Source organism: Nonomuraea gerenzanensis (assembly GCF_020215645.1).
GTDB lineage: Bacteria > Actinomycetota > Actinomycetes > Streptosporangiales > Streptosporangiaceae > Nonomuraea > Nonomuraea gerenzanensis.
Window position 1 is genome coordinate 4,110,645 of the sequence record NZ_CP084058.1, and the last position, 13,912, is coordinate 4,124,556.

Below are 13,912 nucleotides of genomic sequence, written 5' to 3' on the forward strand. Positions count from 1 at the left end.
TATCGGTCACATGTCACGAAATGCCTCAGGTTAAGTTATCTGGCCCGGACCGATGCTCGTCGCCGAGGCGCCGGCTGCCCGCCGTCAGGGCAGCTCGCTCTCCAAGCCCCTGATGAGCATGTCGAGGGACTGCCGGAAGTCGGCCTCCGGGTCCACGCCGCCGCCCCGCGTCCAGCGGAGCAGGCGGCTGAAGTGCGGCAGTGTGGCGGGGTTCAGCTCGGTGATGTACGCCTCGACGTTCGCGGCGCCCGCGTGTTCCCCCGGGTCGCCCGCGAAGCCGCCCGTGGACAGCAGCAGCGAGCCGAACACCAGCGCGTTCACCGCCCCCAGCGCCCGCCACGCCCCCTCGTCGTCGACGGTGCTGCGCAACGCTCGGGCGCAGGTCGCGCTCATGCGGCCGGGGGTGCAGGTGGATGCGTTGCGGGAGGTGCTGAGCGAGGTGATCGGGCTGGCGGAGGCGTGGCGGCACTTCTCCGGGATGATGGACGGCACGGCGATCGACTACGCGCCCGGTGCTGCCGAGCCGCTGGTCGGGCGGTTCGTTCCCGAGGTGCGGCTGGCCGGGGTGGGTTCGGTGGCCGAGTTGCTGAGGGACGGGCGCGGGCTGCTCATCGGGCTCGCGGCGGAGGGCGTGGCCAAGGACGGCGGCGCGGCCGCGGGGCCGGATGGTGGTGCGAGCGGGGAGCCGGGCGCGCTCGAAGCCGCGCTGGCCGGGCATCGCGACCGCGTGCGGCCGGCCTGGGCGGAGCCCGGCACCGGCCTCGGCGGCGACGTCGGCCCGGCCCGCGGCGGCGACGGCGGCCCGGCCCGCGGCGGCGACGGCGGCCCGGCCCGCGGCGGCGACGTCGGCCCGGCCCGCGGCGGCGACGGCGGTCGTGACGTCGGCGCCGAGGGGCCGGGTGCGTTGCTGGTTCGGCCCGACGGTTACGTGGCGTGGGCGGGCGAGCCGGGCGCGGCGGCAGAGGCGCTCACCACGTGGTTCGGCCCGCCCGCCGTCAGGTGAACAGGCGGGTCAGCACCCGGGTGCCGAACTCCAGCCCCTCCACCGGCACCCGCTCGTCCTTCCCGTGGAACATCCCGAAGTAGTCCAGATCGGGCCGCAGCATCAGCGGCGCGAACCCGTACCCCTTGATGCCGATCCGGGCGAACGACTTGGCGTCGGTGCCCCCCGCCATCACGTACGGCACCGGCCTGGCCAGCGCGTCCTCGGTCACCAGCGCCCCGGCCAGCTCGTCGAAGAACGCCGACGGGTACGGCGCGTCGGGCGCGTCCTCCAGGTTCACGAACTCGCGGGTGACCTTCGGCCCGAGCAGCTCGTCGATCGTCGCCAGGAACTCCTCCTGCGTCCCCGGCATGAACCGCCCGTCCACGTGGGCGGAGGCCGTCGAGGGTACGACGTTCACCTTGTACCCGGCGTCGAGCATGGTCGGGTTCGCCGAGTTGCGGATCTGGCTCTTGAACAGGCTGCCCAGCGGCCCGAGCCGGGCCGCCTCGGCGTCCAGCCGGTCCAGGTCGATCGGCCGGCCGGTGATCTCCGACAGGCTCTGGATGAGCGCCGCGACGGTCGGCGTCAGCCGGACGGGCCACTGGTAGGCGGCCACCCGCGACAACGCGTGCACCAGGGTGGCGACCGGGTTGTCCACGGCCGGGCGCGATCCGTGCCCGGCCACGCCGTGGGCGGTCAGCTTCATCCAGGCGGTGCCGCGCTCGCCCACCGCGATCGGGTAGACGCGGTGCCCCTGCGAGGCCACGCTGAACCCGCCCGACTCGCTGATGGCCTCGCTCACCCCGTCGAACAGCTCCCGGTGCTCGGTCACGGCGTGCCGCGAGCCGTAGTCGCCGGTGGCCTCCTCGTCCGCCAGGAACGCCAGCACCAGATCCCGCCTGGGCTGCTCGCCGCGCGCCCGCATGCCGAGCACGGTGGCCAGCGTCATCGCGCACGAGCCCTTCATGTCGACCGCGCCCCGCCCGTAGACGCAGCCGTCCTCGATCTCGCCGGAGAACGGGTGCATCCGCCACTCGGCCGGGTCGGCGGGCACCACGTCGAGGTGGCCGTGCACGAGCAGCGCGTCGGGCGAGTCGCCCTCCATCCTGGCCACGACCGTGGTCCGCTTGGGCGCCGACTCGAACACCACCGGCTCCAGGCCCGCGTCGGCCAGCAGCGTGGCGACGTACTCGGCCGCCGGGCGCTCGCCCGAGCCCGGGTTCGTGGTGTCGAACCTGATCAGATCCGAGCAGATCTCGGCAACGCTCTTCACGCTCTCCCCTTCAGAGTCAGCTGCGGCACCTCGGGCGTCTCCATGCCGAAGATCAGCCCGTAGAAGGCCAGCTCGGCCTCCAGCACCGCGACGACAGTCTCCTCCCTGCGCCAGCCGTGCTGCTCGCCGGGGAAGGTCAGCAAAGCCCACTCTTTGCCGTGCCTGTCCAGTTCGGCGGTGAACCGCTCGGCCTGCGAGACGTCCACGATCGCGTCCTCCATGCCGTGCAGCATCAGGCAGGGGCCTGAGGCGCGGTAGGCGTTCAGCAGCGGGGAACGCTCGGTGTAACGCCGGCGCGTCTCCGGCAGGGGCCCCACCAGCCCGTCCAGGTAGCGCGACTCGAAGTCGTGCGTCTCGGCGGCCCAGCTCTCCGGGTCGGTGATCGCGTAGTGCGCCACCCCGCCCGCGAACACGTCGCTGTGCACCAGCGCCGCCACCGTGGTCCAGCCGCCCGCGCTGCCGCCCCTGATGGCCAGCTTGGCGGCGTCGGCCAGGCCCAGCTCGACCAGGCCGCGCGCCACCCTGGCGCAGTCCTGCACGTCCACCACGCCCCACTGGTGCCGCAGCCGCTCCCGGTAGGCGCGGCCGTAGCCGGTCGAGCCGCCGTAGTTCACCACGGCCACGCCGATGCCCCGGCTGGTGAAGAAGGCGATCTCCAGGTCGAGCATGACCGGCAGGTTCCCGGTCGGGCCGCCGTGCGCGAAGATCACGTACGGTCCCGGCCCCTGCGCCCCCGACGGCGGGTACAGGTGCGCGTGCACCCCCTCGATCGTCACGGTCTCCGGCGTGGGCAGCAGCTCGCGGTCCGGCAGCGGCTTGCTCGGCGACACCACCTCGTGCGCGCCGTCGTCCAGGCCGACGAGCGTGACCTCCAGCGGCGTGTACGGCGTCGCCCGCACGGCCGCCACCCTGCCGCCCGCGACCGACACGGTGGACGACCAGTGCGTGGCCGCGCCGCCCAGCTCGCGCAGGTCACCCGTCCCCGGGTCGAGCACGCCCAGGCGCCGGTGGTCGGCGGTGCCGTAGACGACGGCCAGGCGGCCGTCCTCGGCCACGGCCAGGCAGGTCAGCCCCGGTTTCCAGGCCGCCGCGCCGAACTCCAGCTCCATCGGGGTCAGGTTGCGCCCGGAGGAGCCGTCCAGGGGGACGAGGTGCACGTTCCACCAGCCGGTCGGGTCCGTCACCGCGTACAGGGCGGCGTCGTCGCGCCACTCCGCCTGCGACACCGACTCCCCGGGGCCGCCCGCGACCACCTCGTACGGCCCGGCCGTGCCGTCCTCGGCCAGCGGGGCCACGCACAGCTCGGTGCCGTCCCACGGCATGTTCGGATGGTCCCAGCCGATCCAGGCGACCCACCGGCCGTTGGGGGAGATGCGGGGGTTCATCAGGAAATGCTGGGCCTTGGTGATGACCTTGAGCGGGCCGCCGTCCAGCGGCACCGCCACCAGGTCCCGCACGTCGGCGATCTCCCTGACCGCCCACACCTCGCTCCGGCCCGGCGGCAGGTAGAGGTCGCCGTACCGCGACGGGCCCTCCGGCGTGAGCGGCACGGGGTCGCCGCCGTCCAGCCGGTACAGGCGCTGGTCGGCCCAGTTCGTGAAGACCAGCCCGCCTCCGGGCAGCGGGCGCCAGGAGCGGCCGCCGTACTCGACGAGCCGGTTGCGGGCGTTCCACCCGGCGGGCAGCGCGTCGACGCGGGAGCCGTCGGGCAGGCGGCGCACCACGCAGCGCCTGCCGCCCTCGTGCGGGCGCGGCTCGTCCCACCAGACCTCGACCCCGGCGGGCGTGGCCACCGCCTCCACCCACTGGGGGCCGCCGTCGATATGGGCCACGTCGATCGGTCGAATGCTCATGAACTCACCAATTGCCGTCGGTACAGAGTGGAAGAGGGACGTCGGGGGGATGCAGCACGTACGCGATGCCGCCGCTGCCGGAGCTCCTGAGCCACACGTGCTCGAACGCCGCGCGCGGGTAGACCCGCCGGACCTCGGCGTCGCGGGGCGCGGCCGGGTCGTTCACCACGATGTCGCCCTCGGTGGTGAAACCGGTGACGACCAGGATGTGCCCGCTGGTGGAGTAGCACGACCCCGGCAGCTCGTGCACCTTGAACGACTGCGACGTGATCACCGGGATGCCCGCCCGGACGAACCGCTCCAGCTCCACCGCCGACCGCAGCCGCGTCACGAACCCGGCCAGCCCGAACCGGCCCGCGTACGCCACGTTGAACGGCCAGTTGCCGGTGCCCTGGTAGCTCTCGTCGTAGGTACCGGCCGCCGCGTGGTCCACGGCGGGCGCCGGGTCGCCGTCGCCCACCCAGGCCAGCTCCTCCGGCGCGGGCTCGCGGCCCCAATAGGCCAGCACCATGGCCACCGAGGCGGGGCTGCACCAGTTGACGCCCCCGCCGTCGTAGCGCACATGGTGCCCGGCGTGCGCGTGCTGCGAGCGCCGGGGCACCGCCAGCTCCACGGCGCCGCCCGGCCCCGGCGCGCTCGGTCCCGGGGGCAGCGGCGGCAGTGCCGAGGCCATCACGCCCAGCCCGGTCACCCGGGCGCCGCCGTGCCTGGCCACCCGCACCTGGTACGCCGTCACCGGCCGCCTGGCCACGAACGTGTCCACCGCCACGTCCCCGTGCTCGTCGCCCTGGCCGGGCACCGAGGTGCGCGGACGGCCGTGCTCGGACCAGCGGCCCATGACGTACCACTTGGTGAGGTCACCGGACGCGGTCCTGGCCCGCAGCGCGACCTCGATCCACGCGCCCGGCGGCGTGCGTGCCGTCCATGACGGGACGAGCTGGGTCGCGGGGAAGCCGATCGGCCGCTCCTCGCCGACCCACGCACCATCGGGGTCTGTCTCGGTGGGTCCCGTTTCGTCGGGCACCGTGAAGCGGCTGAAGGCGACATGGGCCAGATCGACGGTGAGCACCAGGCACATTGTGGTTTCGTACTCCATGTCGCACATCGGATGGTTTACGTACCGACCCCGATTGTGTCGGTGATCATCTCTATGGTTCGGGGCATGACTTCAGCGGTACAGGCATACACCTACGCGGGGCCCTCCGTGCTGACCGACGGCAGGCTCGGCCTCTCGACCTCCGGCGGCACGGCGTTATCCGGCCCACAGGCCCACCCCAGGTTCTTCAGCGGGCTGCTCACCGAGGCCGCCCCGGCCGCCGCCGGGCTGCTGGCCGTGGCCGACGTGGCGCTCACCCGCTACCACCAGCCCCGGCCGGGCTGGACCCGCGACCCGGTCGTGACGTGCGACGGCGAGCGGCTCAGGTTCGAGTCGTTCTCGGCCTGCGGCGGCGTCTACGCGCGGCTCGACGTGCTCGCGCTCGACGGCGAGGTGCTCGACCGGGGCACCACCAACGTCGACGTCAACGGCCCGCTGCGGGAGGCGCTGGCCAGGGTCGGCGGCAAGGACCCGCTGCACGTGGGCGTCGGGGCCGACGAGCTGACCGTCACCACGCTCGACGGCGCGGTGGTGGAGAAGAAGGTGCCGCTGCCGGCGCGGTGGCTGCGCGGGTTCGCCGAGGTGCAGGTGATGGCCGCGGGGTGGGACCTGCGGGCCGAGCTGGCGGGGCCGCAGGCCGTACGGTTCCTGCGCTCCCTGCCCAAGGGGGCCCGCTCCACCGTGTGGGCCGTGCCCGCCGGCCGTGACCTGCGGCTGTCCTCGGGGGCGGCGCGGGGCGGCGTGTGCCTGTCGGGCACCGGGCGGGTGGTCACGCTGCTGCCGCTGCTGCGGTTCGCCAAGGCGCTGCGGGTCTACGGGCCCGCCGACGGATCTTCCACCGCCGGCGCGTGGGAGCTGGAGCTGCCCGGCATGCGCTACACCCTGGCCGTCTCGCCGCAGCCGTCGCGCGGCTTCTCCGGTGAGGGGCAGGTCCTCGACGACCTGGCCACCGACGAGGCGGGGGCCGACGCCGACGTGGTGGGCATGCTGCTCAACTTCGAGCCGACCGTCGAGCTCGGCCTCCTCGCCGACCGTTCCGGCCTGCCCGTCGAGCGCGTACGCGCGGCGCTCACCCAGCTCGGCACCTCCGGCCGGGTCGGCTACGACCTGCACGAGGCGGGGCACTTCCACCGCGAGCTGCCCTACGACAAGGACCAGGTGGCCGAGCTGAACCCGCGCCTGACCTCGGCCAGGAAGCTCGTCGAGGCCGGCGCCGTCCGCCTGCTGGGCGACGACCAGGCGGAGGTGAGCACCGACGGCGGCGTGCGGCGGGTGCGCATCGGCGAGGGGGCCTGCACGTGCCCGTGGTGGTTCGACCACCGGGGGTCGCGCGGGCCGTGCAAGCACGTGCTGTCGGCCAGGATCGCCGCCCGCTTGGCGGTGGAGGTCACCCCGTGACGGTGGAGGAGCCGGAGAGCGAGGGCGGCGCGGTTACGGCCGCGTCATCGGGCGCAGGCGACGCGGCGGCGTCGGGCGTGGCGGCGTCGGGCGTGGCGGCGTCGGGCGTCGCGGTGTCGGGCGTCGCGGTGTCGGGCGCGGTGATGCCCGGCGTGGCGGTGGGTGGGGTGTCGGTCGGTGGGGTGTCGGTGTGGGAGTCGGTGGTGGCCGTGCTCGACACCGGGGACCTCGACCTGGTGGCCGACCGGATCCTGGCCCTGGACGAGCGCGCCCGCCGCGAGGTGGCCGCCGCCCTGCCGGCCCACGTCCCCGTGGCCGAGGAACGCGCGGCGGCCAGGTGGCACGAGCGCGAGGCCAGGCGCGAACGCGAGAGCGAGGCCGCCTGGCGCGCCTACGTGCGGGCGGAGGAGCGCGCGGGCCGCCGGGTCGAGGAGCACGAGCGCTGGCAGTGGGACGCCAGGCGGTTCCGCACCGGGACGACAGCCTCCGACGAGAGCTGGGCCGCCGCGCTGCGGGTGGCGGGCGCGGCGGCGATCGGCGGGGCCGCGGCGGTCGTCGCCTGGCTCAACCGCCGCGACCTCCAGGACCGCTGGGCCTGGGACCGCCGCACCGCCACCGTCCTGGAACGCGTGCTCTCGGCCCGCCCCGCCGCCTGGCAGGCCGGCTTCGCCGCCCGCGCCACGCTCAAGCTGCGCACCGCCCCGCGCCGGCGCGGCGCCCGCGACCCCATGGCCGGGCTCGTGCTGGCCATGCTGCGGCGCAGCGGAGCCACCCCGCCCCAGCACGACCCTCTCGTCGTCGCCTGGGCCGCCGGCACCCCCATCGCGGCAGAGCTGCGCGAGGATCCGCTGCTCGACCACCTGCTGCCCCGGCTGTTCGAGGCGGAGGGCGTCGGCGCGCTGCTGCGCGACGAGCGCGCCGACCCGCCCGTGCCACGGAGCTGGCTGGCCGCGCTCAGGAAGCTGCAGGACGAGGGCCGGATCGGGCGCGACGCGCTGCTCGACGGGTGCCTGCGACGCTTCCTGCGCGGCGGGCAGGCCGCTGACCTGCGCTTCTTCGTACGCCTGCACGAGCTGCTCGATCCGACGTACGACGAGGTGAGCAAGCGGCGGCGCGACTACCTGCGGCTGCTGCCCGTCGCGCCCGGCGCCGTGGCCGAGCCGGCGCTCAGGCACCTGCGGCGGCTGGAGGACCTCGACCCCGGCGAGGTGACGGAGGCGGTGCTGGCGCTGCTGTCCAGGGGCGAGCGCAAGCTGCTGACCGCCGGGCTCACCTGGCTCGACGAGATCGCCCGCGACCCCGGTGCCGAGCTGGGCGCGCCGGCCGCCGCCCTCGGGTACGCGTTCGCCTGCGAGTCCGCCGACGTGCAGGGGCGGGCGGTGCGGCTGGCGGTCAAGCACGCCAAACGGTTCGGCGAGGGGGGGGCGCGGGCCGTGCGGGAGGCGGCCACGGTGCTGCCGCAGGAGCTGCGGGAGACGCTGGCCTCGGTGTTCGGCGGGGAGGCGGGTGAGGATCCGCGCGATCCCGAGGGGTTCGTGCCGGTGCCGCTGCCCGCTGTGGTGCCCGCCGCCGCGTTCCCCGCGCCCGTGGTGGCGGCGGGGGATCTCGAAGGGCTGCCGGACGGGGGCCGGTGGGAGGCCGCCGAGCTGTGGCTGGCCGGGGTCGTACGGCTGTACGGGAGCGATCGGCGCGGGCTGGCGGCACGGCTGGCCGAGCTGTGGCCGGGCGTGGCGCCGCCGGCCGGGCCGTGGCAGGCGGTCTGGCACTGGGCGTGGGAGATCGCGCGGCTGGTGACGGCGCGGCAAGGTGGGGAGGAGGTGTCCGCGCGGCTGGTGATGACGGGGCCGGGCGGGGAGCGGACGTCCTCACGGCTGGTGACGGTGCCGATGGGCGGGGAGCGGGCGTTCGCCCGGCTGCCCGAGCCCGGTGACGTGCCGGGGCCGCACCTGTTCCTGCTGCGGCGCTGGGCCGAGGTGTGCGGGGCGATCGGGGCGGGGACGCTGCCGCCGTACCTGCTGGCCGAGCCCACCTCGATGACCGGCCACCTCGACGCCGGGGTGCTGGTGGAGCGGCTGGCGGGCTACGAGCGGGCAGGGATCGAGGCGCTGCCCGCCGACCTGCGGCAGGCGCTGTTGCGGCTGCCGCGCGCGACCGCGCCCGAGGTGGTGGCGCGGGCCGGGCTGCTCACCTCGGCGGCGGGACGGGCGGCGGCGCGCTGGATGGGCGGTGACCGGCCCGAGCCTGTCGCGGAGATCGCGTGGTGGTACTACCCGCCCGCGGGCACTCCGGGGTGCGGCGACCGGCAGGTGTACCGCGAGGACCGCGAGCACGCCGGGACCGGAGCGGTGCTCTACGAGCTCGTGGCGCACCTCCACCTGACTCCGCATCATGGTGACGACCTCCCGGGCGGGCCGGTGGAGCACCGGTTGAAGGAGCACGACGGCTACCTGCGCTGGTGGCCGTACCTGATGCCGTCCGACAGGGAGGCCGTGGCGGCGCACCTCGTGCCGCACCTCACCGAGCGCTGGCAGCGAGCCCGCGCCGAGCCCGCCCAGGCGTCGGCGCTGGCGCGCGCGGACGGCCCGATGGGCGAGGCGGGCGCGCTCGTGCTGGCCTACTTCGCGGCCGACCGGGCCTGGTGCGCCGACCCGGAGGAACGGGCCAGGCCGCTGGTGGAGCTGGCCGCCCGAGGGGAGCTGCCCGCCGAGGAGGTGGGGCGGCAACTGGCGCTGCTGGTCCGCAGGACGGACCTCAAGCCGGGCCCGGTGTTCGAGACGCTGGAGAGTGCGGCCACGATGGGCGCCCACCAGGAGATGTGGCGGATCATGACGGGTTTCCTGGCCGGTTTCCTGCCGGGCCCGGGGGAGCGGTCGCACACCCGGCACGCGCAGGGGCTCACGTTCGCCCTGCGGGCCGCGCGCTGGGCGGGGGCACGCGGGGCGGTGCCCTGCGTCGCCGAGATCGCGCAGCGCCGCGCCTCGAACAACTTCGTCAGGGAGGCCCGCAGGCTGCACACGTACCTGACCTGACCTGACCTGACGGGACGGTCAGTGGAACGGGGCCGCTGCCCGGATGCGGCGGATCCGGTGCCAGGCCAGGCGCGGATCCGTCGCCAGCAGCAGGCGGGCCTCGGCGATGCGGTCGACGGTGCCCGGCTGCGCCTCGGCCTGCAGGGCCGCCAGGCAGTCCGCCGGCCGTTCGATGAAGATGACGATCAGCGCGGCCAGGATGTGCAGGTAGGCACAGGCCTGCACGGCCACCGGCTCGTCCGCCGCGTCGGGAGGCACGCCGCCGGCGAGGTCGTCGAGGGCGGTCACGCTCAACGAGCTGATCGCCGCGCACCTGGCCAGCCACTCGGTGACGGCGGGGGCGTGCTTGCCGGGGAGCTGGGCCGCGTCGCGCAGGTGCGCCCCGATGATCACGGCGAGGTCCTGCCGGATCATCCTGGCGGCCAGCGGGCTCAGGTCGTGCTCGCCCTCCTGCGAGGCGATCGTGGTCAGATCGAGCGCGGTACGCAGCAGGTCGCGGGGCAGCCCGCCGGTGAGCGCGTGGCAGAGCCAGACGTAGGGCAGCGGCAGCGCGATGCCGCGCCGCATCAGCAACTGGCGCGACTCCGCGTGCCTGAGGGGCGTGATGCGGACGATCCGGTCGAAAGCGCTGTCGAAGGTGTTCCTGAAGGCCAGGCTCCGGCGTTCGAACGCGCTGAGCGCGTCCTCCGACAGGGCGACGAGGAAGAAGCAGCCCGGCACCCCGAAGACCACCTTCAGATCGTTGAGCAGCCGCTCGGCGTCCTCCGCGTTGCCGATCTTGTCCAGCTCGTCGATGCCGATGATCACCTTGCCCTTGCGGTCCTGCCGGTCGAGCGCGATCTGCCCGAGCAGCTCCCGCAGCTCCGCCACGAGCTGCGGGTAGCCGCGCGCCTGCTCGGTGCGCTGCACGGCCCACTGCCCGCCCAGCTTGCCGCCCCCCGGCACCCCCAGCTCGCCCGTACGCGTGGCGGTCACCGCCTGCTGGTAGCGCAGGGAACGCAGGTGGTCGCGGGCGGCGACCTCCGAGGCGGTGGCCCCGGTCACCCGGCGCCTGCGCCGGTTGGCCCGCCAGGTGGCGGCCAGCCCGGCGGCGGCCAGCAGCCCGCCCAGCGCGGCGACGAGCAGCGCCGGCCGCGCGGTCAGGCCGGCCATCATCGGCCGCAGCTGGTCCCAGCGCAGGCCGCCGACCAGCAGCACGGTCCCGGCGACGGTGGTGATCGCGGGCAGCAGCCCGAGCAGGCTCCGCTGCCTGCCCGGGTGGGCGTGCGCGGCGGCCTCCCCCGCGACCTCCTCGCACACCTCGGCGAACAGGTGGGTGATGAACTCCTTGGCGTCGTAGGCGGTGGGCGCGTGCACCAGCAGGCGCAGGTTCGCCGTCCCGTCCTCCCGGTCGCGGGCGCACAGGTGCCGCAGCACGGTGCTCTTGCCCACGCCCCTGGATCCGCTCACGCCGACGCTCGCGCTGTTCAGCCGCGCGATGAGATGCTCCAGGTAGCGGCTCTCCTCGGTGGGGACGAACTCCTCGACCCTGCTCAGCCCGCCGAGCCTGTTCTGCTCGAACTGCGGCAGGACCGTGGTCATGGCGTCCTGCTCGTCGTCCACCACCGCGTGGAAGCACGGCATGAGCCCCTCCCTGACCAGGGCGCCGATCCAGTCCTGGTACGCCTGCTCCGCCGCGACGCGGAAGCCCACCAGCGAGGCAGGCAGTTGCAGCCACTCCGCCGGGTCCCGGCTCGCCAGGATGGCGCGGTCGCGCATGGCGGGCACGCTGGACAGCCAGAGCAGGGTCGCGACGAGCCAGAGCGCGAGCGACAGCCACAACACCAGGGGCGGCTCCGCCGGAGGGCGCGGCACCTGGGAGAACAGGGACAGGACGATCCCCAGGACGAGCAGCGGCGCCAGCGGCGTGACCACGGCCCTGAACAGGCCCTCGATCCGGGCTCCGCGCACCCTGCGCCGGACCAGGAGGACGGCCGCGCAGCCGCCCAGCGCGACCCCGAGCGACGCCCGGAACGCCACGGGCGACCACCACATGCCTGCCGTCCACGCCGCCGTCGCGCCCGCCAGCCAGGCGCCCCACAGGTAGGGCACGGCCGGCCGGCTCCAGAACGGCAGCCGCGCGGCCTCCACCAGGCGCCGGCGGGCCTGCGCGAAACGTTCGTACTGGGCCGAGGCCGCCCGCTCGACCTGGTCGGCGTGCTCGGCGAGCAGCCGCTGGAGCAGGGCCGTGACGGCCTCGTGCGAGCGGTCCTCGCGGGCGTCGTCGATGATCCGCAGCACGTCGGGCTGGACGAGCGCCGCCTCGCAGACCTTCCGCCTGGCCACCGCGTCGATCTTGCTGGCAGGCGGGATCACCGGGACGGGCGGCGGGCCGGGCACGGCGGCCGGCGACGCCTCGGGGGCGGTGACCCCGGCGGGGTGCCGGCTGACCAGCACGTCGCGCAGGTGCGGGTAGCGGAACTGGTAGACGGGGCCGACCTCCCGCAGCAGGCCGATCCTGGCGGAGTGCTCCAGGAACGTCATCAGCCGCGGCGGGATCCGGCGCCGGTAGGCGAGGAAGACCACGGTCAGGAGGTAGGTGAACCCGGGAGTGCTCAGCCCGCCCATCAGCCCCGCCACGTAGGCGCCGACGAGCACCTCCTGCGGCCCCGGCGTGCTGCCCGTCACGGCGAACGGCACCAGGTAGATCAGCAGCGCGGCCGCGACCCCGCCCCCCACCACCTGGGCCGCCGCGCTCGCCAGCGCCGTGCGTAACGTCGTGCGGGGGCTCGCGGGCGTTCCCCGGCCGTAGTGGCGCGGGTACAGGGCCAGGCAGCGGCGTCGCCCCGCCATGGTCGCCAGCGCGCCGCCGAGCCCGCCCGCCGCGACGATCGACAGCAGCCACACCCAGCCGAGGGGGAGGGCCAGCACCTCGATGGTCAGCCCCACGAGCAGCATGAGAGCGCCGCCGAAGTAGCCGCCCGCCCCGTGGTGCAGGACGGGCGAGAGCGCGCGGGGCAGCTGCCACCAGGCGAGGTCGCCGGTCTTGGGGCCGGTCATGTGGTCGGACAGGAAGGCCAGCCAGCGGCGGGTGTCGTCGCGGCTGAACCGCAGCTCGTCGGAGCCGAGGACGGGCTGCCTGTCGATCAGCCGGTCGATCAGGTGACGCTCTATCGCGCCGGCGTCGGGGAAGCGGGCCGCGTCCAGGAGCTCCGCGGGATCGTCATGGACGTCGTAGACCCTGCGCAGCACGGCCAGCGCCCACGGTCTGCTCAGCGCCCGGCCGACCGTGTCGGCGGAGCGGACGTGGCCGACCGTGTCGGCGGAGCGGGCCTGGCCGGCCGTGTCGGCGGGGCGGGCCTGGCCGGCCGTGTCGGCAGGGCGGGCGGCGAGCGCCTCCAGCAGGGCCGCCCAGCCGGCGGGCGCGGGCTCGGGCAGCCCGGCGCGCAGGGTGGACATCACGTCGGCGAGCCGCAGCGGGCGCAGCTCGATGGCCAGGCCGTTGAGCAGGAGGTCGGCCTTACGGCCCGCGTCGAGCGAGACGAACTCCGCGTCACGGCTGGTGAGGATCAGCGGGTCGCCGGCGTTGAGCGTCTTGGCCAGCGCGTCCATCATGAGGGCGCGCTGGCCGGCGGGCACCTCGTCCAGCCCGTCCAGGAGGGGCAGGACCCGGCGGCGGGCCACCAGCGTGCGGGCGATCTCGGCGCCGGACGGCATGCCGGCCAGCGACGGGTACTCGGCGAGCAGGCGCTCCACGAGCCAGTCGTGCAGCGGCTGGATCGACGGATCCCAGCCCGAGATGCCGAACAGCACCGGCACCGGATCCTTCTCGCCCCGCTTGGCCAGCAACTCCAGGAGGATCAGCAGGGCCAGGCCGGTCTTGCCCGAGCCGGGCGGCCCGAGGATCAGCAGCCGCCTCGTCGGCGACGACTGGAAGGTCTGGTGCAGCCGCGCGACGTCGCCCGTCTCGCCGCCAGGGGAGCCGGACCACCGGACCGGCAGGCGGCCGGCGCCCAGCAGGTCCGCGGCGGCGGCCTCCCATCGCCACTGCCGCTCCACCTGGGCCGCGAACTTGCCCTCCACCTCGTCGAGCCGTTCCATGGACGGCGCGGAGCGCAGCAGCCGGTCCAGCACCCACGACGCGGCCGCCAGCACCATCGCGGCGCCCACGAGGACAGGGATCCACGGCGCCTGGAACCCGCCCGTCGTGCCGAGCTGGTTGGCCGCGATCGGGATCACGACAGCCGTCAGCACCACCGACAGGCCCAGGAGGATCGAGCGGTCCCAGCGCATGCCTGC

8 protein-coding genes are annotated in these 13,912 nt (G+C 75.1%); 3 read left to right on the top strand and 5 right to left on the bottom strand.

Features of this window, described 5'->3' with window-relative positions:
- Positions 1-84 precede the first annotated feature (84 nt).
- On the bottom strand, positions 85-393 hold the full coding sequence (locus LCN96_RS19680; protein ID WP_225274307.1) for a hypothetical protein: 309 nt from the start codon (positions 391-393) through the stop codon (positions 85-87).
- Here LCN96_RS19680 and LCN96_RS19685 point away from each other — a divergent pair.
- Positions 392-1,003, top strand: a complete 612-nt coding sequence (locus tag LCN96_RS19685) for an aromatic-ring hydroxylase C-terminal domain-containing protein (protein WP_225274308.1) — start codon at positions 392-394, stop codon at positions 1,001-1,003. The two genes, LCN96_RS19680 and LCN96_RS19685, sit on opposite strands and share 2 nt — an antisense overlap.
- Here LCN96_RS19685 and LCN96_RS19690 read toward each other — a convergent pair.
- From LCN96_RS19690 to LCN96_RS19700, 3 genes are read right to left on the bottom strand one after another with little or no spacing between them, the layout of a single operon-like run.
- Positions 996-2,258 carry a M20/M25/M40 family metallo-hydrolase gene (locus LCN96_RS19690; protein ID WP_225274309.1) on the bottom strand — a complete coding sequence of 421 codons (1,263 nt, stop codon included), beginning with the start codon at positions 2,256-2,258 and terminating at the stop codon, positions 996-998. The two genes, LCN96_RS19685 and LCN96_RS19690, sit on opposite strands and share 8 nt — an antisense overlap.
- On the bottom strand, positions 2,255-4,111 hold the full coding sequence (locus LCN96_RS19695; RefSeq protein WP_225274310.1) for a dipeptidyl-peptidase 5: 1,857 nt from the start codon (positions 4,109-4,111) through the stop codon (positions 2,255-2,257). The genes LCN96_RS19690 and LCN96_RS19695 overlap by 4 nt, the downstream gene beginning before the upstream one ends.
- A 4-nt stretch (positions 4,112-4,115) precedes the next feature.
- Positions 4,116-5,207, bottom strand: a complete 1,092-nt coding sequence (locus LCN96_RS19700; RefSeq protein WP_225274311.1) for a peptidase C39 family protein — start codon at positions 5,205-5,207, stop codon at positions 4,116-4,118.
- Between the two features lie 66 nt (positions 5,208-5,273).
- On the opposite strand from LCN96_RS19700, the gene LCN96_RS19705 reads away from it, so the two are divergent.
- Positions 5,274-6,605 (top strand): SWIM zinc finger family protein, encoded by a 1,332-nt coding sequence (locus LCN96_RS19705; RefSeq protein WP_225274312.1) that lies wholly within the window; start codon positions 5,274-5,276, stop codon positions 6,603-6,605.
- Positions 6,602-9,634, top strand: coding sequence for a DUF6493 family protein (locus tag LCN96_RS19710; RefSeq protein WP_225274313.1), 3,033 nt, complete (start codon positions 6,602-6,604; stop codon positions 9,632-9,634). Before LCN96_RS19705 ends, LCN96_RS19710 begins: the two co-directional genes overlap by 4 nt.
- 18 nt (positions 9,635-9,652) lie before the next feature.
- Here LCN96_RS19710 and LCN96_RS19715 read toward each other — a convergent pair whose 3' ends face one another.
- Positions 9,653-13,906 carry an NACHT domain-containing protein gene (locus LCN96_RS19715; protein WP_225274314.1) on the bottom strand — a complete coding sequence of 1,418 codons (4,254 nt, stop codon included), beginning with the start codon at positions 13,904-13,906 and terminating at the stop codon, positions 9,653-9,655.
- Positions 13,907-13,912: the final 6 nt, after the last annotated feature.